Annotated in this window: 26 protein-coding genes; 17 read left to right on the top strand and 9 right to left on the bottom strand. The window is 67.8% G+C overall.

Going from position 1 to position 23,607, the window contains the following annotated elements; translation table 11 throughout:
* Positions 1-105: 105 nt before the first annotated feature.
* The gene (locus HDA44_RS27265) at positions 106-570 is read right to left on the bottom strand and encodes an Lrp/AsnC family transcriptional regulator (RefSeq protein ID WP_184839173.1); all 465 of its coding nucleotides are present in this window, start codon (positions 568-570) and stop codon (positions 106-108) included.
* 87 nt (positions 571-657) lie between these two features.
* Here HDA44_RS27265 and HDA44_RS27260 point away from each other — a divergent pair, with 87 nt between their 5' ends.
* The 5 genes from HDA44_RS27260 (at position 658) to HDA44_RS27240 (ending at position 6,354) form a co-directional block, all read left to right on the top strand.
* Positions 658-1,629, top strand: coding sequence for a DMT family transporter (locus HDA44_RS27260; protein ID WP_184839171.1), 972 nt, complete (start codon positions 658-660; stop codon positions 1,627-1,629).
* Positions 1,630-1,721: 92 nt separating this feature from the next.
* The gene (locus HDA44_RS27255; protein ID WP_184839169.1) at positions 1,722-2,414 is read left to right on the top strand and encodes a response regulator transcription factor; all 693 of its coding nucleotides are present in this window, start codon (positions 1,722-1,724) and stop codon (positions 2,412-2,414) included.
* Entirely contained in the window at positions 2,411-4,027 is a 1,617-nt protein-coding gene (locus HDA44_RS27250) for a sensor histidine kinase (RefSeq protein ID WP_337906472.1), read from the top strand. The genes HDA44_RS27255 and HDA44_RS27250 overlap by 4 nt, the downstream gene beginning before the upstream one ends.
* Before the next feature lie 48 nt (positions 4,028-4,075).
* Positions 4,076-5,581, top strand: coding sequence for a S1C family serine protease (locus tag HDA44_RS27245; protein ID WP_238352561.1), 1,506 nt, complete (start codon positions 4,076-4,078; stop codon positions 5,579-5,581).
* 74 nt (positions 5,582-5,655) lie between these two features.
* Positions 5,656-6,354, top strand: a complete 699-nt coding sequence (locus tag HDA44_RS27240; protein WP_337906471.1) for a pirin family protein — start codon at positions 5,656-5,658, stop codon at positions 6,352-6,354.
* A 30-nt stretch (positions 6,355-6,384) separates the two neighbouring features.
* On the opposite strand, the gene HDA44_RS27235 is transcribed toward HDA44_RS27240, so the two are convergent.
* Entirely contained in the window at positions 6,385-6,714 is a 330-nt protein-coding gene (locus HDA44_RS27235; RefSeq protein ID WP_184839167.1) for an L-rhamnose mutarotase, read from the bottom strand.
* Between the two features lie 220 nt (positions 6,715-6,934).
* Here HDA44_RS27235 and HDA44_RS27230 point away from each other — a divergent pair, with 220 nt between their 5' ends.
* On the top strand, positions 6,935-8,833 hold the full coding sequence (locus HDA44_RS27230) for a penicillin-binding transpeptidase domain-containing protein (RefSeq protein ID WP_184839165.1): 1,899 nt from the start codon (positions 6,935-6,937) through the stop codon (positions 8,831-8,833).
* A gap of 127 nt (positions 8,834-8,960) precedes the next feature.
* On the top strand, positions 8,961-9,293 hold the full coding sequence (locus tag HDA44_RS27225; protein ID WP_184839163.1) for a TFIIB-type zinc ribbon-containing protein: 333 nt from the start codon (positions 8,961-8,963) through the stop codon (positions 9,291-9,293).
* Between the two features lie 9 nt (positions 9,294-9,302).
* Here HDA44_RS27225 and HDA44_RS27220 read toward each other — a convergent pair whose 3' ends face one another.
* On the bottom strand, positions 9,303-9,716 hold the full coding sequence (locus HDA44_RS27220; RefSeq protein ID WP_319038723.1) for a PaaI family thioesterase: 414 nt from the start codon (positions 9,714-9,716) through the stop codon (positions 9,303-9,305).
* A gap of 122 nt (positions 9,717-9,838) precedes the next feature.
* On the opposite strand from HDA44_RS27220, the gene HDA44_RS27215 reads away from it, so the two are divergent.
* The 5 genes from HDA44_RS27215 to HDA44_RS37590 are packed head-to-tail and all read left to right on the top strand — an operon-like array spanning position 9,839 to position 14,914.
* Positions 9,839-10,861 carry an ABC transporter ATP-binding protein gene (locus tag HDA44_RS27215; RefSeq protein ID WP_337906470.1) on the top strand — a complete coding sequence of 341 codons (1,023 nt, stop codon included), beginning with the start codon at positions 9,839-9,841 and terminating at the stop codon, positions 10,859-10,861.
* The gene (locus HDA44_RS27210) at positions 10,858-11,670 is read left to right on the top strand and encodes an ABC-2 family transporter protein (protein WP_184839161.1); all 813 of its coding nucleotides are present in this window, start codon (positions 10,858-10,860) and stop codon (positions 11,668-11,670) included. The genes HDA44_RS27215 and HDA44_RS27210 overlap by 4 nt, the downstream gene beginning before the upstream one ends.
* Positions 11,667-12,509, top strand: a complete 843-nt coding sequence (locus HDA44_RS27205) for an ABC transporter permease (RefSeq protein ID WP_184839159.1) — start codon at positions 11,667-11,669, stop codon at positions 12,507-12,509. Before HDA44_RS27210 ends, HDA44_RS27205 begins: the two co-directional genes overlap by 4 nt.
* Before the next feature lie 18 nt (positions 12,510-12,527).
* Positions 12,528-13,691 (top strand): DNA polymerase IV, encoded by a 1,164-nt coding sequence (locus HDA44_RS27200; protein WP_184839157.1) that lies wholly within the window; start codon positions 12,528-12,530, stop codon positions 13,689-13,691.
* A 23-nt stretch (positions 13,692-13,714) separates the two neighbouring features.
* Positions 13,715-14,914, top strand: a complete 1,200-nt coding sequence (locus tag HDA44_RS37590) for a Fic family protein (RefSeq protein WP_202887591.1) — start codon at positions 13,715-13,717, stop codon at positions 14,912-14,914.
* A 4-nt stretch (positions 14,915-14,918) separates the two neighbouring features.
* Here the strand turns inward: HDA44_RS37590 and HDA44_RS27190 are convergent, their stop codons facing one another.
* The 3 genes from HDA44_RS27190 to HDA44_RS27180 are packed head-to-tail and all read right to left on the bottom strand — an operon-like array spanning position 14,919 to position 17,858.
* Positions 14,919-15,896 (bottom strand): phosphotransferase family protein, encoded by a 978-nt coding sequence (locus HDA44_RS27190; RefSeq protein ID WP_184839155.1) that lies wholly within the window; start codon positions 15,894-15,896, stop codon positions 14,919-14,921.
* A complete protein-coding gene (locus tag HDA44_RS27185) occupies positions 15,897-16,736 on the bottom strand; it encodes an amidohydrolase family protein (RefSeq protein ID WP_184839153.1) in 840 nt (279 codons plus the stop codon).
* A gap of 30 nt (positions 16,737-16,766) precedes the next feature.
* Entirely contained in the window at positions 16,767-17,858 is a 1,092-nt protein-coding gene (locus HDA44_RS27180) for a mandelate racemase/muconate lactonizing enzyme family protein (protein WP_184839150.1), read from the bottom strand.
* A gap of 115 nt (positions 17,859-17,973) precedes the next feature.
* Here HDA44_RS27180 and HDA44_RS27175 point away from each other — a divergent pair, with 115 nt between their 5' ends.
* From HDA44_RS27175 to HDA44_RS27155, 5 genes are all read left to right on the top strand, one after another.
* Positions 17,974-18,669 (top strand): GntR family transcriptional regulator, encoded by a 696-nt coding sequence (locus HDA44_RS27175; protein ID WP_319038730.1) that lies wholly within the window; start codon positions 17,974-17,976, stop codon positions 18,667-18,669.
* Positions 18,670-18,685: 16 nt separating this feature from the next.
* Entirely contained in the window at positions 18,686-19,537 is an 852-nt protein-coding gene (locus HDA44_RS27170) for a fumarylacetoacetate hydrolase family protein (RefSeq protein ID WP_184839148.1), read from the top strand.
* Between the two features lie 31 nt (positions 19,538-19,568).
* A complete protein-coding gene (locus tag HDA44_RS27165; RefSeq protein WP_184839146.1) occupies positions 19,569-20,174 on the top strand; it encodes a class I SAM-dependent methyltransferase in 606 nt (201 codons plus the stop codon).
* 85 nt (positions 20,175-20,259) lie between these two features.
* A complete protein-coding gene (locus tag HDA44_RS27160) occupies positions 20,260-20,520 on the top strand; it encodes a hypothetical protein (protein WP_202887589.1) in 261 nt (86 codons plus the stop codon).
* A 126-nt stretch (positions 20,521-20,646) separates the two neighbouring features.
* Complete coding sequence (locus tag HDA44_RS27155) at positions 20,647-21,318, top strand: hypothetical protein (RefSeq protein WP_184839144.1); 672 nt, start codon at positions 20,647-20,649, stop codon at positions 21,316-21,318.
* A gap of 19 nt (positions 21,319-21,337) precedes the next feature.
* Here the strand turns inward: HDA44_RS27155 and HDA44_RS27150 are convergent, their stop codons facing one another.
* The 3 genes from HDA44_RS27150 to HDA44_RS27140 form a co-directional block, all read right to left on the bottom strand.
* A complete protein-coding gene (locus HDA44_RS27150; protein ID WP_319038734.1) occupies positions 21,338-21,721 on the bottom strand; it encodes a hypothetical protein in 384 nt (127 codons plus the stop codon).
* A 77-nt stretch (positions 21,722-21,798) separates the two neighbouring features.
* Positions 21,799-22,254 carry a hypothetical protein gene (locus HDA44_RS27145; RefSeq protein ID WP_184839142.1) on the bottom strand — a complete coding sequence of 152 codons (456 nt, stop codon included), beginning with the start codon at positions 22,252-22,254 and terminating at the stop codon, positions 21,799-21,801.
* Complete coding sequence (locus tag HDA44_RS27140) at positions 22,251-23,492, bottom strand: alpha/beta hydrolase (protein WP_184839140.1); 1,242 nt, start codon at positions 23,490-23,492, stop codon at positions 22,251-22,253. Before HDA44_RS27140 ends, HDA44_RS27145 begins: the two co-directional genes overlap by 4 nt.
* Between the last annotated feature and the right edge of the window lie 115 nt (positions 23,493-23,607).

Below are 23,607 nucleotides of genomic sequence, written 5' to 3'. Positions count from 1 at the left end.
AGTGATGTGGACCACTTCAGGTGGTGGTCAGGTGCGGACCCCCACCACTCACCAAGTCCCCCACCCCGCGCCGCCCGCCCCAGCGCCAGGCGGCGAACCGCCGGGCTACGCGGTGTTGGTGAGTGCCTCAGGTCCGCGTAGTGGCACCGGTCGCGGCGGCACCGGGGTGGAGACGACGAACGAGCTGGTGGTCCGGCCGTGCGGCAGGAACTTGTCGAGGACGCTTTCCAGGGCGGCGATCTCGGCGACCTGGACACGCATCAGGAAGCAGTCCTCGCCGGAGATCCGGTGGCACTCGACCACCTCGGGAGTCCTCCGGGCCAGCTCCGCGATCCGGCTCACCTGACCCGGACCCGGCTGCAACCGGACCCAGGCCGCGACCGGACGGCCGAGCGCGGCCGGGTCGATGTCGAGCCGGTACCCGCGGATCACCCCGGACTCCTCCAGCTTCGCGACCCGCTCGCGCACCGTCGGGGTGGAGACCCCGAGCCGCCGGGCCAGCTCGGTGGTTCGTAGCCGGGGATCGGCGGTCAGCTCTTCGAGGATTCGAGTATTGAGGTCATCCAGCACTTGATTTCTCGTTTCGGTAAGCAAAACCCGATCCCAGGCTCCGGATCGCCATGGAGATCTGCTGTCAGCATTTCTACTGTAGTGAGGATGACAACCTCCACCGAAGCCCCGCCCCGGCCCGGTCTCGCCACCGCGGCCGCTGCCGTCACGGTCGTCCTCTGGGCCTCGTCGTTCGTCGCCATCCGGCACCTCGGCACCGAGATCTCCGCCGGCCCGCTGTCACTGGCGCGGCTAGCACTGGGCAGCCTCTTCCTCGGCGCCCTATTGTTCATCCGCCCCCTGTTCGCCCGGTCCCTGTTCACTCGGGCCCTCGCCACTCAGCGCCTGGTTACCCGGACCCAGCGTCAACCCACTCCGGCCGCGACGCGGCGCTGGCCGGTCGGGCGTGACTGGCTGCCGCTGCTCGCCTGCGGCGTGCTCTGGTTCGGCGTGTACAACGTGACGCTCAACGAGGCCGAGCGCCGACTGGACGCCGGTACAGCCGCCATGCTCGTCCACATCGCGCCCCTGCTGATCGCCGTACTCGCCGGCGTCGCTCTGGGCGAGGGCTTCCCGCGGCAGCTGGTACTGGGCGGCCTGGTCGCGTTCGCCGGGGTCGTCGTGATCGGTACGTCGACCTCCAGCGGCCGCGCCGAGACGTGGGGCGTCATCCTCTGTGTCATCGCAGCGATCTCGTACGCGGTCGGCGTGGTCAGCCAGAAGCCACTGCTCAGCCGCCTGCCCGCCGCTGAGGTCACCTGGCTCGCCTGCACGATCGGTGCGGTCCTGTGTCTCCCCTTCGCACCCACACTGATCACTGAGCTCCGTACCGCAAGCACAGCGACCATCTGGTGGATCGTGTACTTGGCCGCGTTCCCCACCGCGCTCGGCTTCACCACCTGGGCCTTCGCACTCCGCCGTACCAGCGCCGGCCGGATGGGCGTCACCGTGTACGCCGTACCGGTCGTGGCGATCCTGCTCGCCTGGTTACTGCTGTCCGAGGCGCCCGCTCCGCTGGCACTGGCCGGCGGCGCGCTGTGTCTGGCCGGGGTGGCGATCTCCCGCCGCAAGCCCCAATAGGCTGTTGGGCGAGCCATCAGCGGGTTCTCAGGCGATTCTCACAGAAGCGCCCTACGCTCGGTGGCGGAACTTCGAGCGGAGCGGGGCAGACGATGCGGGTACTGGTGGTGGACGACGACCGGGCGGTCCGGGACTCGTTGCGTCGTTCGCTGGAGTTCAACGACTTCGAGGTGGTGACCGCGTCCGACGGCGCCGAGGCGCTCGCGGTGATCGGCAACGTCGAGCCGGACGTTGTGGTGATGGACGTGATGATGCCGCGTCTGGACGGTCTGGAGACCACCAAGGCGCTGCGGGCCGCGGGCAACAATGTGCCGATCCTGGTACTGACCGCGCGCGACGCGGTGGCGGACCGGGTGGACGGCCTGGACGCCGGCGGTGACGACTACCTGACCAAGCCGTTCGCGCTGGAGGAGCTACTGGCCCGCCTGCGCGCGCTGCTGCGCCGCAGCGCTGCTCCTGGTGAGGGCGGCCAGCGCGGCGAGGTACTGCAGTACGCCGACCTGGTTGTCGACGTGGACGCGCATGAGGTGCACCGTGGCGACATAGCGATCCAGCTGACCCGTACTGAGTTCTCTCTGCTGGAGCTGTTGATCCGCAACCCACGTCGCGTGCTGGAGCGTGCCGTCATCCTGGATGCGGTCTGGGGCTACGACTTCCCCACCACCGCGAACTCACTCGAGGTGTACATCGGCTACCTGCGCCGGAAGACCGAGGTGAACGGTCTGCCGCGGCTGATCCACACCGTCCGCGGCATCGGGTACGTGCTGAGGGACACGCCGCCGTGAGTCAGCAGCACCCGCAGGACTTCCCGTCGTACACCGGTGGGCCGAAACCGCAACAGCCGCAACAATCACCCCCGCCCGCGCAGCCTGTTGCCAACGGCAACGGCAACGGCAACCGGGTGGCGGCGACGGCTGCCCGGACCCAGACCTGGTGGAACGAAACCCTCCACAAGCTGAGCCTGCACGCCCGCGTAACGCTGCTCGCGGCCGTCGCGGTCGGCCTGGCGGTGGCGATCGTGAGCATCGCGGCGTACGTCACCGTGCGCCAGCAGATGTACCAGAACCTGGACAACAGCCTGACCCAGCGCGCGGTCCAGGCGGCGCAGAAGGGCGTCCTGACGGACCTCACGATCCTGCAGAGCGTCCCTTCCGACGCGCTCGGCCTGAGCGACATCCGCGTCGGCGTGATCAGCGCGGACGGCGAGAAGTTCGGGCCGCCGAAGAGTCTGCTGCCGCCGATGGGCGACGACGAGCTCCAGATCGCGAGAGCCCAGGGCAACGAGGCAAGCCTGCGGACCGTCGGCCTGCGCAACGCCGGCACGCACTTCCGCGTCGTCGCCGTCCCGGCCAAGTACTGTCCGCCGACCCTGAGCGAGGCCTGCCACGCGGAACCGGAGAACTATCTCCAGCCCGGTGCCCTGGTGGTCGCGCAGTCGCTCGGGCCGATTGACAAGACGTTGCACAACCTGGGGATCGTGCTGTGGGCGTTCGGGCTGATCGGTGTGATCGGTGCGGCGCTGGCGGGTAACGCGGTCGCGCGGTCCGGTCTGCGGCCGTTGGCGCGGCTGACCGGTGCGGCCGAGCACGTCGCGCGTACCGAAGACCTGAAACCGATCCCGGTCAGTGGAACCGATGAGATCTCCCGGCTGGCCATGGCGTTCAACGCGATGCTCGGGGCGCTCGCACAGTCCCGGGACCGCCAGCGGCGGCTGGTCGGCGACGCCGGGCACGAGCTGCGTACGCCGCTGACCAGTGTCCGTACCAACCTCGACCTGCTCGCCCAGGCGGACAAGCGCGGCGGACTGCGGCCGGAGGATCGCCAGCAGCTGCTCGACGACGTACGCGCGCAGATGGACGAGTTGACCACGCTGATCGGCGACCTGACCGAGCTGGCGCGCGACACCCCGCAGGTACGCAACGCGGAGCTGATCGAGCTTTCCAACGTGGTCGAGGACGCGGTGATGAAGGTACGCCGCCGTGCACCCGGACTGGAGTGGGACGTGCAACTCACTCCGTTCCCGGTCTGGGGTGACGAGCGGCTGCTTGGACGCGCCGTCACGAACCTGCTGGACAACGCGGCGAAGTACAGCGTCCCCGCGGGTGCGGCCCAACACACCGACGACCAGCCGGCCGGACACGTCACCGTGCGCCTGCTGGACGGCGTACTCACGGTGACCGACTCCGGCCCCGGCATCGCCGAGGCGGACCTCCCACACGTGTTCGAGCGCTTCTACCGCTCCAGCGAGGCCCGCGGCCTCCCCGGCTCCGGCCTGGGCCTGGCCATCGTCAAACACGCCGCCGAACAGCACGGCGGCATGATCTACGCCCGCAACGTCCCGGGCTCTGGAGCTCAGTTCACGCTGTGGCTGCCGCACGCGGCGACCCAGACCCGCTGACTCGCTGACTCGCTGAGGAGAACCTGACAGGTCCTTCAGAGGATCTTCATGGAGTTCTTCGGTCTCTCCGAGCGGATCTTCAGGGGGCTCTCAGGTCCGGCCGACAAAGTACTCGTCATGACCGAGAACCAGCCGCAGCAGCCAAACCAGCCCGGCCAGAATGCACAGGGACCGCAGGGGCCGGAGCGGACGCAGCAGTTGCCGGTGTATGGGCAGCACCAGCAGCAGCAGTACGCGCCGCAGGGCGGGTACGGGCAGCCGCGGCCGGACTCGGAGCCGCTGGGGCAGCGGCCGGGTCAACCCCCCGCCGGTGGCGGGGGGTACCCACAGTTCGGCGCGCCGGGGACGCATCAGGGGACGTCTCCGGGCCCGAGCTGGCCCCTCGGACCACAGCAGCCGGGCGGACCGGGTGGACCAGGCGGACCGGGCACCGCGACCGCGGAGAAGCCGAAGCGGCGGACCGGTCTGGCGCTGGTCGCGCTGACCGCGCTCCTGGTCGGTACGGCCGGCGGCGTCGGCGGCGCGGCGGTGTACTCCGCCACCAACGACACCTCGACCAACTCGCCGTCGGTGACGGCCCCGCTGAACGGCAACCAGGCGGCACCCGCCGCGGCTCCGGACGGCTCGGTGCAGAGCGCCGCGGCCAAGGTACTGCCGAGCGTGGTCAAGATCGCCGTCGCCACCAGCCAGGGCGCCGCCACCGGCTCCGGCATCGTGATCAGCAAGGACGGCCTGATCGTCACCAACAACCACGTGGTGGCGGGTGCCGGCCAGGGCGCGACCATCTCGGTGATACTGAACGACGGCCGGACGGTACCGGCCACGATCAAGGGCACCGATCCGCTCACCGACCTGGCCGTCATCCAGGCCCAGGCGACGGACCTGACCCCGGCGACGCTCGGCAAGAGCGGGCAGCTCGCGGTCGGGCAGGGCGTGGTCGCGATCGGTTCACCGTTCGGCCTGGAGGCGACCGTCACCAGCGGTATCGTCTCGGCGCTGAACCGCCCGGTCACCTCCGGCGACCAGCAGCAGGACAGCACGACGGTCTTCCCAGCAATCCAGACGGACGCCGCGATCAACCCCGGAAACTCGGGCGGCGCCCTGATCGACCTCGCCGGCCAGGTGGTCGGTATCAACAGCGCGATCAAAACCGCCGGCGGATCGGGACAATCCGAAGGCGGGAACATCGGCCTGGGTTTCGCGATTCCGATCGACCAGGCCAAGCCGATCATCGACGAGCTGGTGGCCAAGGGCAAGGCCACGCATGCACGGCTCGGCGTACAGGTCGGCGACGCGCAGTCCTCCGACGGGCTCAGCAACGGAGCACGCCTCGGCGAGGTTACGTCCGGCGGTGCGGCGGACAAGGCCGGTCTGCGGTCAGGTGATGTGGTCACCGCCGTCGACGGCAAGGCGATCGCGTCAGGGGACGCGTTGGTCGCCGCGGTCCGTTCGCACCGCCCGGGCGACCAGGTGAAGCTCACCGTCACCCGCGGCGGCAAGTCGCAGTCGATCAGCGCCACCCTCGGCTCCGACAACGGGAACCCGACCGGCTGATCAAACGTCCACTCCATAGACCGGACTGCGCCGCCCACCGAGCGGCGCAGTCCGTTTTTCGTAGGCTGTACCTCGTGGAGATACACCGGGCGGACGAGCGGTTCCGGACCGCGAGTGAGTGGCTGGACTCGTGGCATTCGTTCTCGTTCGGGGAGTTCTACGATCCGGCGAATGTCGGGTTCGGCTTCCTGGTCGCGCACAACGACGAGACGGTGGCACCGGGTACGGGGTTCGAACCGCATCCGCATCAGGACCTGGAGATCGTGACCTGGGTGCTTGACGGTGCGCTGGCGCATCGGGATTCCGAGGGGAACAGTGGCGTCGTACATCCGGGGCTCGCGCAGCGGATGTCGGCCGGCTCCGGGATTCGCCACTCCGAGTGGAACGACGGTGCGGAGCCGGTGCACTACGTCCAGATGTGGGTACGCCCGGACCGTTTCGATCTGACCCCGTCCTACGAGCAGGCCGAGCTGGATCTGAGTACCGGTGAATTGATCCCGGTCGCGTCCGGTCTGACCAAGCACGCGTCGGCCGCGGCGATCCGGCTCAATCAGCCGGCCGCCGGGCTGTCCGTCGCGCGCCTCGCTCCAGGTCAGTCGATCGAGCTTCCGGGTGCGCCGCATCTGCACCTGTTCCTGGCCGCCGGAACGGCAGTCCTCGAGGGCGCGGGCGAGCTCGCGGCGGCGGATGCCGTACGCCTCACCGGCTCCGGCGGCGAGCGGGTGACCGCGGGCCCGGCCGGAGCCGAGGTCCTGGTCTGGGAGATGTACTGACCGGGGCCGGGGGACCAGTGGGCCCGGGTGCTAGTCGGTCTGCTCGCTCATTGTCCAGACATGACGGAGGGCCTGGCCCGCGACGCCGTCCGGGTTCGCGGCGAAACCTTCCACGAACTGGCTCATGTGCTGCTGCCAGCGCTGGTCGGTCGGGTCGTCGCGCAGGTACGCGAGCGCGGCCTCGAAGTCGTCGGTGACGACCAGGTGGAAGAGGTCGCGGCCACTGCGCCAGATCGACCAGTCGCTGATGCCGGCCGTGTTCATCGCGGTGATGAGTTCCGGCCAGACACGGGCGTGCTCGATCTCGTAGGCCTCTTCGGTCCCGGGAATCAGGCGGCTGTGCAGAGCAAGGCGGTTCACAAACGTGCAGAATACGCCGATTCACCGAACGTCTTGGTCCCGATTCACGCTTCGGCTCCGAGGCAACTCCTGAGCAGGCGGCGGCGTCCAAGAGGGTGTCAGACGCCCTCTCACTTGGGCGGGTTGAGTAGTTTCGCCCTCGTGGTGAGGTAGCCACACGCCGAAGACTGTGCCCAGTAGGTGCAAGGTGTCCATCCGTCGTCGTGCGAGAGTTGGGAACGTGAAGCGAACCACTGCGATCGTCTGCCTGAGTAGCCTGCTGATCACCGCCGGTTGTTCCGACAGCAAATCCGGCGGGAAGTCAGGGAACAGCGAGCAGCAGGCGTCCGGCGCCGTGATCAAGCAGTTCGCCGACGCCTGGGTGAAAGCCTGGGCGCCGAACGGCAAACCGGACGCGGCCGGCGCGCTCACCGACAACCCGACCGTGTTCGCCAAGCGGCTCGACGATGTCGACAGCGCGCTGGTGACCAGCACGGTGACGGTGACGCCACAGGGCGACCCGAAGTGCAGCGACGACAACAACTGCACGCAGGACCTGGCCGTTGAGGCACAGCTCCGTGGCATCGGCACGATGAAGTGGACCAGCACGGCGGCCGCCGTGAAGACCGGCGACAACTGGAAGGTGAAGGCCTCCGGCGACACCATCTACCCCGGTCTCGGCGACAACAACTACCTCAAGCGTGTCCGCGCGCTGCCCGCCCGGGCGTCGATCCTGGATCGCAACGGTGTCGCCCTGACCGCGAACCGGCAGGTCGTGATCGTCGGCGTCGCGTCGGGTACGAAGGCGACCCCGGCGACGTACGCGGCGTTCGCGAAGTACCTGGACGTCGACGCCGCGAAGCTGGCCGCCCGCGCGAAGGCCGCGCCGGCCGGTGAGTTCGTCGACGCGATCACCATCCGGGCCGAGGAGTGGGAGGCGCTCCGGCCGACGATGACCAAGCTCCCGGGCGTGCTGACGATGGGCGGTACGCAGTCGCTGCCACCGACCGCGAACTTCGCGCGCTCGCTGATCGGCACCATGAAGACCGCCACCGAAGACACCCTCAAGAACGCCGGCCCGACCGCGTCCGCCCAGGACCAGGTCGGGACGACGGGCCTGCAGTACTCGTTCCAGCAGCAACTCGCCGGTACGCCCGGTGGCACCGTCGCGCTCCGGGACGGCAAGACCAAGCTGACGATCAAGACCGTCTTCACCCAGAAGGGCACCGCCGGGCAGCCGGTGAAGACCACCATCGACACGAACATGCAGAAGGCCGCCGAGGCCGCGCTCGCGACCAGCAAGCTGCCGGCCTCGCTGGTTGCCGTGCAGGCGTCGACCGGCCAGATCCTGGCCGCCGCGAACGGCCCGGACCCGACGAGCTACAACCGCGCGTTCCAAGGCCGGTACGCGCCGGGTTCGACGTTCAAGATCGTCACCTCGGCGGCGTTGCTCGGTAGTGGTGAGAGCACGACCACCCAGTTGCCGTGTACGGACACGATCAACGTGTTCGGCAAGACCTTCAAGAACTACGACGCGCTGGCCGCGTACGGCGCCGGCACCATGCAGAAGGCGTTCAACGAGTCCTGCAACACGGCGTTCATCTCGCAGCACGGGCGGCTGCCGAAGGACGGGATGACCAAGGCCGCGTCGATGTTCGGCATCGGCCGCGACCTGGGCCTGTCCCTGTCGGCGTACGGTGGCCAGGTGCCGATGCCGAAGGACGACGTCGAGGAAGCCGCGTCGATGATCGGCCAGGGCACCGTCACCGCGAGCCCGCTGGCGATCGCGCTGGTCGCCGCCACGGTCGACCACGGCACCGCGATGAAGCCGGTGCTGGTACCGGGCAAGGACGCCGCCGGTGCCGCCGCCAGCCCGTTGCCTGCGGCAACCGTCGCGGCGCTGCGGACGTTCATGCGGACCACCGTCACCGGCGGTACGGGGAAGGTGCTGGCCGGCAGCGGAACGGTCGCGGCGAAGACCGGTACGGCCGAGGTGGTCGTGAACGGCAAGGTCACCACCAACGCCTGGATGGCGGGCTACCGCGGCGATGTCGCGTTCGCGGTGATCGTCGAGGGCGGCGAGTCCGGTTCGCACACGGCCGGCCCGATCCTGAAGCCGTTCCTGGCCGCGTTCAAGTAGGACGGCGTTCAAGTAGGACGGCGCGCGGGTAGGGCGGCGTTCAGGTAGCACGGCGTTCAAGTAGGAACTTGCTGAGAGTTTACTGAGAGCCAGCGATGACGGTGGATTCGTCACTTACCGTCGTCGAATGGAAAGCCTGACCTGTCCCAAGTGCCGTGGACTGATGCGAACGTACGAACGCAGCGGCGTCACCGTCGACCAGTGCGGTGACTGCCGCGGCATCTTTCTCGACCGGGGTGAACTCGAGCACCTGGTGGACGCCGAGCTCCGGCACAACGCACCGAAACAGCACGACGACCGGCGCGGCGACGACCGCCGGTACGACGAGCGCCGCGGTGACGACCGGCGCTACGACGACCGCAAGTACGACGATCGCAAGTACGACAACCATGGGTACGGCAATCAGCAGTACCAGCAGAAGAAGCGGAAGAAGTCCTTTCTGGACGACCTCTTCGACTGAGCTGCTCCTTCAACGCCGAGCGATGATGGTGCCCTGGGCGATCGCGCACAGGGTACTGTCGCCGGCCTCGTCGAGCGTGGTCAGCTCGCAAGTGCAGGTCGCCTGCCGGCTGCCCGCGTACGCGACCTTGGCCACGGCGCGAAGCAGCTGACCCTTCCCGGGCCGCAGGTAGCTGATCGTGAAGCCGCCGGTCAGCACCTCGGGGCCGAGCGCGGACCCGCCCGCGAAGGTGAGCGCGTTGTCGGCCGCGTAGCTGAGTACGCCGCCGTGCAGGAAACCGTTCTGCTGCCGCAGCTCCTCGCGTACGTCGAGCTCCAGCGTCGCGCCACCGTCCCCGAACGCGGTCACCCGCGCCCCGAGCAACACGCTGAACGGCTGCGCCGCGAGCAACTTCCGCGCCATCTCCAAGCTCAAATCCGCCACCCGCGCACGATACCGCCCTCGAATCCGGTGGACGACGCTTTCCGTCCGGCATACCGTGGCCGTTGGCGCGGTGACGCTGCCCGGTCCGAAGTCAACCGACTCTCGAAAGCGGTGCATCATCCGTGACGCCTGCTGACGCCTTGCCGCCGGTCATCGCGGCTCATGATCTGACGAAGACGTACACCTTTCACCAGCAGCGCGCCGGGCTCGGCGGCGCGCTGAAGAGCCTGGTCCGGCGCCAGTACGAAACGCGGCTCGCCGTCGACCGGATCAGCTTCGGTATCCACCGTGGCGAAGTCGTCGGCCTGCTCGGCCCGAACGGCGCCGGCAAAACGACGACGCTGAAAATGCTGTCCGGACTGCTCTACACGACGTCCGGCGACCTGGAGGTACTCGGCCACACGCCGTCCGATCGCAAGCACGACTACCTGCGCCGGATCGCGCTCGTGATGGGCCAGAAGACGATGCTGTGGTGGGACGTGCCGGCGATGGAGAGCCTGCTGCTGCACAAGGACATGTACGGCCTGTCCAGCAAGGAGTTCGAGCGCAACGTCGCCGAGCTGGCCGAGTTGCTCGAAGTGGAGCACCTGCTGAACGTGCAGGTACGCAAGACCTCTTTGGGTGAGCGGATGAAGCTCGAGTTGATGGCCGCGCTCGTACACGGTCCGGAGATCCTCTTCCTGGACGAGCCGACGATCGGGCTGGACGTGGTCGCGAAGGCGCGGGTCCGGGCGTTCCTCGCGGACGTGAACCGGCTGCGCGGGACGACGATCCTGATCACCAGCCACGACATGGACGACATCGAGGCGCTGTGTTCGCGGGTGATGATCATCGATCACGGGCGGTTGCAGTTCGACGGCGCGCTGGACGAGCTGGTCCGTACGGCGCAACCGCGAAAGCTGGTCCGGGCCACGTACGCGACCGAGGTCGACGGCGCCCGGCTCGACGGGCTGGAAGGGATCAGCGCGGTCTCGGTCGATGGCCAGACGGTGAAGCTGGAGGCTGACCGCGAACGGGCCGGCGTGGTGATGGAGCAGCTCACGCGGCTCGGTCCGCTGGTCGATCTTGACGTCGCGGACGCCGACATCGAGGACATCATGCGCGACCTGTTCCAGCGCCGCGGCACGGTCGGTGACGCGTCGTGAACGCGATCCGGCGGAACCTCCGCGTCGTACGCCGGATGACCGCGGCCGACATCGCGCAGCAGTCCGTGTACCGCGGGGCGTGGATCATCTTCATGCTGGCGAACATCTGTACGCCGATCATCTCGCTGCTGATCTGGCGTACCGCGCTCGCGAACGGCGCGAAGTTGCCGGTCGACGAGCGGTACGTGACCACGTACTTCGTGCTGCTCGGGTTCGTCACGATGGCGACGTCGTCGTGGCTGGCGGGGTTCCTGGCGCAGGACATCCGGCTCGGGAAACTGTCGAGCTGGATGGTGCGGCCGGCGTCGCTGCTGGTCAAGTTCGTGGCGAACAACCTGTCGGAGAAGTTCCTCAAGCTGTTCGCGCTGGTGCCGATGATCGGCATCGTCTGGTGGATCTTCCGCGCATCGATGAACCTCCCGTCCGGCGTCGGCCGATGGGCGCTGTTCGCGGTCAGCATCGGGCTGGGCGCGGTGCTGGTGTTCACGATCGACATCCTGATCGCGTCGCTGGCGTTCTGGATGGATGACGTGACCGCGCTGGTACAGGCTCGGGTGATCATCGCGAGCGTACTGTCCGGCGCGGTCGTACCGCTGGCGCTGATGCCTGCGTGGTCGCGCGGTTTCGTCGACCATCAGCCCTTCCGGTACACGGTGTCGTTTCCGGTCGAGATCGTCGCCGGTCAGTTGAGCGGGCACGAGTTGCTGGCCGGGCTGGGGATTCAGCTCGGGTACGTGGTGGTGTTCGCGGCGCTCGCACGCGTCGTCTGGTCGGCTGGTCTTCGCGCGTACTCGGCGGTGGGGGCATGAGCACTTGGGCGGAGGAACGGGAGCCGCTTGACTCGGGCTGGGGGCACAAGCAGCTGCGGCATCTCCGGTTGTGGCGGCGGTTCTTCGCGCAGGCGGTGGTTCGCGAGACGCACTACCGGGCGCACTTTCTGACCACGCTGCTCGTGGGTCTGGTGCAGTTGGGACTCGGGATCGTACCGACGTTGCTGCTGTTCGGGTTCACCCAGGAGGTACACGGGTGGTCGCGGGCGGAGGTGATCGCGCTCGTCGGGGTGTTCCAGATCGTCACCGGGCTGATGGCGACGTTCGTCGCGCCGAACCTGAACCGGATGACCACGTACCTGACCGAAGGCGAGCTGGACGTCGTACTGCTGCGGCCGGTGTCGAGTCAGTTCTATCTGACACTGCGGTGGATCAACGTCGCGGAACTGACGAACGTTGCCAGCGGCATCGCGGTACTGGCGATCGGACTGGTGCAGTCGCGGCTGACCCCCGGTCCGGTGCAGGTGGTGCAGGCCGTCGTACTGGCCGCGTGCGGACTGGTGTTGCTGACGGCGGTGTGGTCGGCGATGTCGTTCCTGGCGTTCTGGCTGCAGTCGGTGAACCCGATCGGCTTCGTGTTCCTGAGTCTGGTGGAGGCGGGTCGATATCCGTTGGTGTTCTTCCCGGTCGCGGTGCGGACGTTCCTGACGTTCGCGTTCCCGGTGGCGTTCGCGACCACGTTCCCGGTACGGGCGTTGGCCGGCGACCTCGGGTGGCGGACCGTCGGCGTGGGCGTTGCATTGACACTAGTTGCATTGACACTAGTTCGTTTGCTGTGGCGGCGGGGGTTGCTGACGTACTCCAGCGCGTCGAGCTGATGTGGTTACCTGTGAGGTATGAGCTGGTGGCTCCTGCACGTGGACATGGATCAGTTCATCGCGGCCGTCGAGATCAGGCGCCGGCCTGAACTACGCGGGCTCCCGGTCGTGGTCGGTGGCTCCGGTGACCCGACCCAGCCGCGACAGGTGGTCGCCACCGCCTCGTACGAAGCACGGGCCTTCGGTGTGCGATCGGGGATGCCGGTGCGGGCGGCGTACAAGAAGTGCCCGCAGGCCGTGTTCCTGCCGTCCGACCCGGCCACCTACGAGGCCGCGTCGACCGAGGTGATGGACACGCTGCGTTCGTTTCCGGTCGTGGTCGAGGTCTGGGGCTGGGACGAATGCTTCGTCGGCGCCGAGACCGACGACCCCGAAGCCCTCGCCGCCGAACTCCGCGCCGCCGTCGAGGCCCGGACCGCGCTCACCTGCTCGGTAGGCATCGGCGACAACAAAACCCGCGCCAAACTGGCCACCGGCTTCGCCAAACACAAACGCTCCCACGCCGAACCCTTCGAACCCGCCGAACCGTCCGAAACCACCGGACCGTCGGAAGCCGCCGGCCCCACCACGCGTACAGCCGACTCAGCCGGTGGAACTGCCGCCGGGATCTACCGCCTGACCGCGGCCAACTGGCGCCAGGTGATGGACCACCGCCCGGTCCGCGACCTGTGGGGCGTCGGCTCGCGGATGGAACACAACCTGAACGAACTCGGCATCAGCACCGTCGCGGACCTGGCCGCCGCCGACGTCGACCTCCTGAAGAAACGCTTCGGCCCGAAAATGGGCGCCTGGTACGCCGCCCTCGGCCGCGGCCTCGGCGACACCCAGGTCACCGACGTCCCCCGCGAACCGGTCTCCCGCAGCCGCGAGGAAACCTTCCCCGAGGATCTCACCGACCCCACCACCATCGCCGCCGAACTACGCCGCATCGCCATCCAGGTAACCAACGACGTAGTAGCCGAAGGCCGCACCATCCAACGCATCTGGGTAAAGGTCCGCTTCACCACCTTCTACACCCCCATCAAGAGCCGAAAACTCCCGTCCCCCACCCAGGACCCCGAAACAATCGCCACCACCGCCCACTCCCTCCTCGAAAAGTTCGACCTCCACCGCCCCATCCGCCTCCTCGGCGTCCGCCTCGAGTTCCTCCCACCCACCCCCGACGAACCGATCACTATATAACTTTCTGTAGATAAAGTTATATAGTGTCTGAGGTGAACCAACTGTCGGTCGGCTGGGAGCGCTGCCCTTGGGACGGGCCGGACGCGCCGATGTCCCGGCGTGAGCGCGCCGCGGCCAAGGGTCAGTACCTGGCCTCGATCCCGCCGGCGATCACCGACCTGGCCTTCGACATTCCCGGCGAGATCGCCGCCGCGGCCGAGGACGCGCTGGTCGAGATCTCCCGCTTCGACGCCGAACTCTCGGCGGCACTTCCGCGCGCGGATGGCGAACTCGCCCCGCTCGCCGTCGTGCTGCTCCGCACCGAGTCGGCATCGTCATCGCAGATCGAGGGTGTCACCGCCGGAGCGAAGGCACTGGCCGTCGCCGCGCTGAACGAGTCAGCAGGCCAGAACGCGCGCCTGGTCGCCGCGAACGTCGATTCGATGCAGAAGGCGATCGACCTGGCCGATGATCTCAGCACCGATTCGATCCTGGCCGCACACCGCGCGCTGATGCACGACCAGGCGTACGCGCGTCCTGGTCAGCTTCGCGATGGTCAGGTCTGGATCGGCGGCGGCCCGACGCCGCACACCGCGACCTTCGTCCCGCCCCGGCCGGAGCGCGTCGCGGAGTTGATGGACGACCTGGTCAGCTTCTGCCTGCGTACGGACATCCCGGTTCTCACCCAGGTCTCGATCGCACACGCTCAGTTCGAGACGATTCACCCGTTCAACGACGGAAACGGCCGGATCGGCCGGACGTTGGTCCACGCGATGCTGCGCCGGGCCGGCGTGACTCGCCGACTGACAGTTCCCGTTTCCGCCGGCCTTCTGACCGACACCGCGGCGTACTTCGCGGCTCTCGGCTCGTACCGCGATGGTGACCCCACCGCGATCATCACGCAGTTCAGCCGCGCGTCGTTCGCTGCTGTCGGCAACGGCCGTCGGTTGGTCGGGGATCTGGGTGAGATCTACTCGACCTGGCAACAGCTCCTTCCATCGCGACAGGGCTCCGCCGCGCGTCGTCTGCTTTCATACCTGCTCAGCCAACCGGCGGTTACCGTCAAGCACGTACAGCAGCACCTGGATGTCTCCCAGCCGGCTGCACAGCGCGCGGTCGATCAATTGGTCGAGGCGGAGATCCTGAAGCAGATCTCGACCGGCAAGCGGGACCGCGCGTGGATCGCGCGCGAGGTCATCACCGCCCTCGACGACTTCGCCACCCGCACCGGCCGCCGCGGCTGACCACTCAGCTGAGCGCCGTCAGCAGTCTTGCAATTTCGGGGTAGGTGGATTGGACGGCTTGGGGGTTGGCCAGGCGGTGGCGTTCCAGGCGGAGGGTAGCCAGGTGGCGGGCTTCGTAGAGGGCGGAGCGCCAGGTGGCCGGGGACTCGGGCGGGGTGCCGTACGTGTCCCAGAAGGAGGTGCGTTCGTCGGGTTTGGCCTGGGCCATGCGGATGGTCCAGTCGGCGGCCGGGTCGCCGAATTCGGTGCGGTCGAAGTCGAGTACGCCGGAGATTTGTGGCTCGGGGGCGTCCGCGACGAGTAGGCAGTTGACAGTCCAGAGGTCGCCGGTGAGTAGGCGTGGTTCTTTGATTTCGTCGAGGATCGCGTGGTTTTGCCGGGCGATGGCGGTTAGCCGGTGGACGTCTGTGGCGTCGAGATTCAGGCGCGCCAGATCGTCGGCGATTTGTGCGAGGGACGCGACGACGGCATCGCTCCACGAGTCGTACCCGGTGCTGTCGACTCGGCCGAAGTGTGGGCCGCGTACGTCGTGTACTGCCCGGGTGATCGCGCCTAGCTGACGGAAGAACGTCGTACGGCAGGAGCGCGGGTACGTGCCGAGGTGCTCCGGTGCCGGGATGCCCGGTACGCGGGTCTGGATCATCCAGTCGCGATCGATCACCTCATGTGACCAGTCCACCGCAAGCACACGCGGCATCAACGGCGCGATCGTCGCCAGCCACGGAACAGTCGCATACTCGTTCCGCATCAGCCGCCGCTCGGACCCGTACTGCACCGCCTCCTCCGGCGCCGCCCTCAGGATCACGGGTTCGTCCCGTCCGCGCAGATCGACCAGGTACACGGAGTTGTACCCGCCGAACCCCAGCTCGACCGCAACTACCGCTTCAAGACCGAACGCGCGCTGGCAGACCGCCTCGATCTCCTCAGCTGTCAGTGGCTGCTGGAACGCGGCCGGATCGCGGTCGGAGACTCGGAGTTCCATTTACAGCCCGTATGTGTCGGTGGCGGTGGTTTTGAAGATGGAGTGTTGTTCGGTGGGGGTCAGGGTGGTGGTTAGGGTTTCGGCGGTTTCGAGTACCTGGTTGTAGGACGCGGCTAGTAGGCAGACCGGCCAGTCTGAGCCGAACATGACTCGGTTCGGGCCGAAGGCGTTCAGGACGGTGTCGGCGTACGGCTGGAGGTCTGTGGGTTTCCAGGTGGTCCAGGGGGCTTCGGTGACCATGCCGGAGAGTTTGCAGGTCACGTTCGGGAGGGCGGCCAGTTCTTGGAGCTGGGTTGCCCATGGTTCGAGCGGATCGCCGATTTTTGGTTTGGAGATGTGGTCGACGACGAAGGTGAGTTGTGGCAGGTTGCGGACGGTTTCGATCGCGGCCGGCAAGTGTGGTGGCTTGGTCAGCAGGTCGTACGCCAAACCGGCGTCGGCGACCGCGGCGAGGCCGCGCCGTACGTCGGGGCGGAGCAGCCAGTTGTCATCCGGCTCGTCGTGTACCTGATGCCGAATGCCCTTCAAATAAACGCCATCCGGACGCGCCAGCAATCCAGCCAGCACTTCACCGACATCGTCGGCGGTCAGATCGACCCAGCCCACCACGCCCGCCACCAACTCGTTGCCAGCAGCAACCTCAAGGAGTTCGACGGTCTCGTCAAGCAGGCTGACCGTCTGTACGAGCACCGTCGCCGTGACGTCGGCGGTCGCGGCCAGTGGTACCAGATCGTCGATCGAGAAGCTGCGGCGAATCGGATCCAGCTCCGGACCGACCATCCAGGACTGCTCCCGGACGGTCAGATCCCAGATGTGATGATGCGCGTCAACCCTGCCCATGGCTCTCCTCATCCGACCTTCATCCGAACCTCAGCCGACCCTGCGGTCGTCGATCGCGTCCCGGTTCCAGTCGATACCGAGACCGGGTACGTCCGGTGCGACCGCGTGCCCGTCGACGATAGCCAGCTCGGTCGACGTGATCGCCCGCAACTGCGGAATGTGCTCGACGTACCGGCCGTTGGGTACGGCAGCGGTCAGGCTCACATGCAACTCCATCAGGAAATGCGGACACACCTCGAGATTGAACGCCTCGGCCAGATGCGCCACCTTCAACCACGGCGTGATGCCACCGATCCGCGCCACATCGACCTGGACGATCCCGGCACCTCCGGCGGCAACGTACTCGCGGAACTGCGACACCGAGTACAACGACTCCCCCACCGCGATCGGAATCGACGTCGACTCCGACAGCCGGACATGCCCGGTCACGTCATCGGCCGGCAACGGCTCCTCGAACCAGGTCAGGTCCACGGTCTCGTACGCCGCCGCCCGCCGCCGCGCTTCGGCGTACGTCATCGACTGGTTGGCGTCGACCATGATGTCCATCGCCGGACCGACCGCGTCCCGAACCGCGCGAAGCCGCTCCAGATCCTCGTGTACGTGGGGTTTTCCGACCTTGAGCTTCACCCCTGACCAGCCGGCCCGCTGCGACGCGAGCGCACCGGCGACCAGCTCGTCCGTTGCCAGCTGCAACCAGCCGCCTTCGGTGTCGTACAACGGCACCTGCTGCCGATAGCCGCCGGCCAGCCGCCACAACGGCTCGTCCGCTCGCAGACAACGCAGGTCCCACAGCGCGGTGTCGACGGCCGCCAGCGCCAGCGAGGTGATCGCGCCCACGGTTGTCGCGTGCGTCGACCAGAACAGGTCCGACCACAGCGCCTCGACGTTGCGCGCATCCGTACCGACCAGTCGTGGCAGCAGGTGATCGCGGAGCAGCGCGAGTACGGAGGTGCCGCCGGTGCCGATCGTGTACGAGTAGCCGACGCCGGTCAGCCCGTCGGCGGTCGCGAGCTCGACGAAGATGGTCTCCTGCTTGAGGAACGCCTGCACGGCATCGGTCCGGACGGTTTCCACCTCGAGGTCGACCAGCCAGGCCTCGGCGCGGACGATCGGCGTACCCACAGAGTCCTCCCAAGATCCTATAGGATATTGCGCAAACTCGATGCTGCCGCTTCACACTGGACCAGTCAAGGCGGACCGCGCGTCGGGCAGAATGGGTTCCCAGGAGGAGCGACAGGTGACTGATGCACATGTGGGCCTGGCCGGGCAGCTCAGCCGCCTGCCCCAGCGACAGGTGCTGAGCGACGACGTCTACGAGACGGTCAAGGGCCTGATCATGGACAGCGTGGTCGAGCCGGGCACCCGGCTGAACATCGACGCGCTGACCCGCGAGCTGGGCATTTCCCAGACCCCCATCCGCGAGTCGCTGGCCCGGCTCGAGTCCGACGGCCTGGTGATCAAGGAGCCACTCCGCGGGTACCGGGTGTCCTCGCGGCTGACCCGCGCCGAGTTCGAGGACCTGTTCGAGTTCCGGCTGCACATCGAGCCGTGGGCGGCCGCGCGTGCCGCGGAGCGCTCCGGCGCCGAGGACCTGGCCCGGCTGAAGGCCGAAATGCTGAGTTACACCGATGTACCCGACCGCCCGTCGTACGAGAGCTACCGGGCGATGGCCGCGCACGACCAGCGGTTCCACGACCTCGTACTCGAACTGGCCGGGAACGAGACAGCGCGGCTGTCCTTCCAGCGGACGCATTGCCACCTGCACCTCTTCCGGCTGTACTACGGTGGCGGCATCGCGACGAAAGCGTTGCGAGAGCACAAGACAGTGGTCAGCGCTGTCCGCAAGGGCGACCCGGAGGAAGCAGCCGCCGCGATGCGGTCACACATCGAGGCCTCCCGTTCCCGGTTGCGTCCAATTTTCGATCAGGACTGAACCCAGGGAGACATCCGTGGAACTGCTCCGCCTCGGGGCGGTCGGCGAAGAGCGCCCGTACGTACGCGCCGCTGACGGCACCGTTCACGATCTGACGTCACTCACGGCCGACCTCGACGGTGCATTTCTGGCCGCGGACGGCATCGCGCGTACGCGAACCGCTCTTGAAGCCGGCGCACTGCCTGTCGCCGAGACCGCCGGCCTGCGCGTCGGCGCGCCGATCGCGCGACCCGGGGCGGTGGTTTGCATCGGCCAGAACTACGCGGCCCACGCCGCCGAATCGGGCGCCGAGCCGCCGAAACAGCCGATCGTCTTCCTCAAGCACCCCAACACGGTCGTCGGCGCGTACGACGAGGTGCTTGTGCCGCGCGGGTCGGTCAAGACGGACTGGGAGGTCGAGCTCGCGGTCGTGATCGGCAAGCAGGCGCGGTACGTCGAGACCGACGCGGACGCGCTCGCGTGCATCGCCGGGTACGCGGTGTCGAACGACGTGTCCGAGCGCGCTTTCCAGATCGAGGTGTCCGGCGGGCAGTGGTCGAAGGGGAAGTGCTGCGAGACGTTCAACCCGCTGGGGCCCGCGCTCGTACCGGCCGACGAGGTTGCCGACGTACAGAACCTGCGGTTGCGGTCGTGGGTGAACGGTGAGCCACGGCAGGACTCGAACACGCAGGACATGATCTTCTCGGTCGCGGCGTTGATTCGCGACCTGTCGCAGTACATGGTGCTCAGCCCTGGTGACATCGTGAACACCGGGACGCCGGAAGGCGTGGCGCTGTCCGGGCGGTTCCCGTATCTGTCGCCGGGCGACGAGATGGAGCTGGAGATCGACGGGTTGGGCCGCCAGAAGCAGGCACTCGGCAAGAGCTGAACTGTCGGCGCGGCCCTTTAGGGTCGCGGGCATGGACTTCCTGGGCGAGATCAGTCGTTCGTACGACAACGTCGCGGCGTCCTACGCCGAGCTTGTCCAGGAAGGCCCGCCGGAGGAGGCCGACAACCTCGACCTCCTCACCCGCCTCCTGCCGTCCCGCGAGCTGCCCGTCCTGGACGCCGGCTGCGGACCCGGCCGAGTCACCGCCCAGCTGCACGCCCGCGGCCTGACCGCGATCGGCATCGACCTCTCCCCCGGCATGATCAAGGTCGCCCGCGCCGCACATCCCGAGGTCGACTTCCGGGTCGGTTCGATGACCGCGCTGGACCTGCCCGACGCCTCCGTCGGCGGCGTGATCGCCTGGTGGTCGATCATCCACCTACCGCGCGACGTCGTACCGCAGGCCTTCGCCGAGTTCCACCGCGTCCTGGCCCCCGGCGGCGTACTCCTGATCGGCTTCCACGTAGGCACCACCACCACCCACAAAACCACCGGCTACGGCGGCCACCCCATGAACATCCACGTCCACCGCCACACCCCCACCACCCTCACCCAAACCGCCACCACCACCGGCTTCACCCCCCACTCCAACCCCACCCCCGACCGCCTCTACTTCCACAAACAACCGACCGGGTGACCGTCGGCGCAACCAACTGGCGGCAACTCGGATACTAGGGTACTTTGGTACTGGACTACCTTGGCTACGCAACAGGGAGGCCCTGATGGCTAACGCGCCGATCAAGGTTGACGCACAGACCGACAAGCTCATCACGCACGCGGCGCACTTCCTCGGGACCTCCAAGAAGGACGTCGTCGACGACGCCGTGCGTGAGTACATCGAGAACCACCGCGATCAGATCCAGCGCGGCGCCCTGGAGGCTCTCGGTCAACTGGACGGCACGGCAGCCGGCTCCGTCCGGCTACTGGCCAAGCTGTCACCAGCAGAGCTGGACGACCTCGGCGGGGTCGACGAGCCGAAGTAGTGAAGTCATGACCGCCAACGACGGCGGGGTCCGGCCGACCAAACGCTGCCTGACAGACCTCGGCCGAAAGTTCCCCTCAGTCAACACACCGCTCTCGACCATCCGCTGATAGAGAAGGCTCAGCAGTTGCCTGCCGAAGCGCAGGCCGGCGGCGCCGAACGCGTACGCTCCCTGACTGACAGAGTGTGGTTCAAAGTCAAGGTGACCAACCACCGCGGCGCGGCAACGAAGCTGAACCCTGACGACGCGAGTCATCGCGCGCAGCTACTGACGACAACCGACACCTGGTGGTGGATCTGTGCGGCGGGCGAGCGGAAGTCCGACAGCCGCACCGACTTCTACAAGAGCATCGAGGCTGAAGCCGTTCGCGCGGGAACTGGCAGCGGGCAGGTCAGCACCGATCAGCTCCTGCCCGGAGAGGTTGACTTCAAAAGGCTCGACGCAGAGGTCGCACTCCAGGCCGGCCTTGCCATCAGGGATCTGACTCGGCGGCTGATCTACGAATCCTTGACGAGCGGGAAGGTCGTCACCGCGGAGTTCTCCAGCTATGTCCTCAAGGCCTGCGTCAGAGCGCGGGAAGAGGCCTATCTGGCAATCGCGGCGGAAGGATTCATCAACCCCTCCGTCCTCGCGATCATCCTCGATGCCGTACCCGGCGTACCCCACGCGGACTGGCAGGTCGAGCCGGGCGGGGCAATGGGTGTTGAAGTCGCCTACGGCCAGATCGTGTTCTCGACGATTATTCCGCCGGCCACACAGGCCCAGATCATCGAACTGTTCGCCGATTCCAACGACTAGGCCGTCGGCGGCGCAGGGCCTAGAGGTCGTCTGGGTGGGGGGTTTGGCCGGTGAAGGTCAGGCGCCAGTCGGTGGATTGGGCTTCTACGGTGAGGTCGTAGCCCTGGCGGCGGGCGGTTAGGTGGTGGTGGTCGCCGGTGGCTTCGGAGATGGTGACCTTCCAGCCGCGGGACTCCAAGGTGTCGGCGGCGAAGCTGAGCTGGGCCTCGGGGTCCGGGGTGGTGGGGTCGCCGGTCTCGACGGTGATCGTGCAGACGGCCTCGGGGCCGCGGTCGCCGGACAGGGCGCCGGGATCGGTCGGGCCGGGGTCCTGGGTGACCGTCGGGGTCTGGTCGGGTACGACGATTGCCGCCACCGCGAGGAGCTCCGAGCGGAGGTGGTTACGGGCTTCGGTCAACGTCACGCTTCCGTGATACACCGTCCGGCCAAGGACTCGCGAGGCGACGCAGCGATTCGTTACCTGGCAACCGGGTACTCAGGTCAAGAAACCAGCGGGGTCTCGCCGGTGAACGTTATCCGCCAGTCGGTCGACCAGGCGTGTACGGCGAGGTCGTAGCCGTCGCGTTTGGCAGAAAGGCGGTAGTGCCCGTTCTCCGGCGGCTGCAGGTCGACGGTCCATCCGCGCGCCCGGAGTGCGTCGGCCGCCGCGGTCACGGCGGCGGACGCGGCGGCGGCTGGGTCGGTGGTCGGGCCGGTTGCTCGGTCGGTGGTCGGGTCGGTTGTTGGGGCGGTGGGGGAGGCGGTTGTTGGGGCGGGGGAGGTTGGATTGCCGGTTTGTACGGTGATTCGGCATACGGTTGCGGGACCGCGGCCGTCGAAGAGTACGCCTGGGTTTACCGGTCCCGGGTCGTGGGTGACGATCGGCTGTTGTCCAGGTACGACGATCTCCGCGAGCGCGATCAGTTCGGCTCGCAGGAATTCCCGTGCGGTTGTCATCGGCCTCGGCCTCCGGTCTGATGATCCCGATGCGCACCACCACGACTCACGCCGGCGCCGCGGGCGGTGGATTCGCGCTCGCCCGGCACCCGCTCGACGGAACTCCAGCCAGCCTGCCGCACTCCGTCGTCCGGCACGGGAACGGCGGGAGCATCGGGAAGCGCTGCGGGAGTGCCAGGGGCTGCCGTCGGAGTGTTGGGGGGTGCTGTGGGGTGGCGGTGGGGGTGGGTGAGGTTTACGACGCCGTTGTAGACCGCGGATGCTGTCTTGGCTAGGTGGTTGAAGGGGGTGCCCCAGGATGTGAGTGGGGCGAGCTCGGTTTCGGTGGTTCGGGTTGTGGCGGTGGTGGTGATCGCCTGCAGGTCGCCGCGTACGACGCGGCCGATGTTGCGCAGGGCCTCGCTGTTCGTTCGGTAGTACTCGTTGTGCCAGTGCACCGACACTGCTTCGTCGTTCGCGAGTGGATCGTTCGTCGCCATCCGTACCGCATCCGGGAACGTCGCCGGATCGGGCCCATGCCATTCGGAGTACGCCACGTAATCCCCGGGCGCGCGCTCCACGTACAACCTCGTCGGCGACGGCACGAAATCGGCTGCCTCATCGATGTACTTGCGGATGCCCGGCGACCCCGTCATCACCACCCGGGCCGGCCGCGCGCCGTTGATCAGCGCCTCGCCGGCCACATCGGTGCCGTACGAGTGAGCGACGAGCGTGACCTCGGCGTCGGCCGCCTTCAGCTCGTCGACCTCGTGCAGGAACTCCGCCAGCCGCGGCCCGCCGTCCAGCGCGGCGTCCTTGCTCGCCGCCTGCGCCAGCCCCTGCGGCGAGTCGTAGTCCAGCCAAACGATCACGGCCGTACCCGGGCCGGCCTCCGCGCGGACCAGATCGCCGCGATCAGCCTGCCCGCGGAACGTGTCCAGGCTGTTGCCCATCCCCGGTACCAGGACCGCGACGTTCTTCGCCTGCCGCAGCTCACCCAGTACCTCGACCGCGCGCCCTTGTCCTTCGGGATCGACCTTGAGGAACTGCCGCGGCCGCCGCACCTCGACAACGTTGCCCTCGGCATCTACTTCGGCGGCGGTGACCGGGGTGAGCAGTTCGTTGACGGTGTCGAGGCGGGTCCGTTGCTCGCCGGTCGCGGTACCGGCGCTGACCGCGGCCTGCAGCCGATCGCGTGCCGCGACCAGCAGCGCGTGATTGGCGCGAAACCGTTCGGTCAGCTCATCGTACGCAGCCATCGTGACTCCCCGTGACAACCGGCCTCCTGGGCGTGAGGCCGAGCCAACCGCAGTTTGTCAGCAGAAACGCCGGATGACCAGCGCCGGGGTTCTCCACTCTCGTTGAGGGGCGGGG

The organism is Kribbella solani (assembly GCF_014205295.1).
In the GTDB taxonomy this organism is placed as follows: domain Bacteria; phylum Actinomycetota; class Actinomycetes; order Propionibacteriales; family Kribbellaceae; genus Kribbella; species Kribbella solani.
Note: the sequence above shows the minus strand (reverse complement) of the source record. Positions and strands in the feature narration are given on the sequence as shown.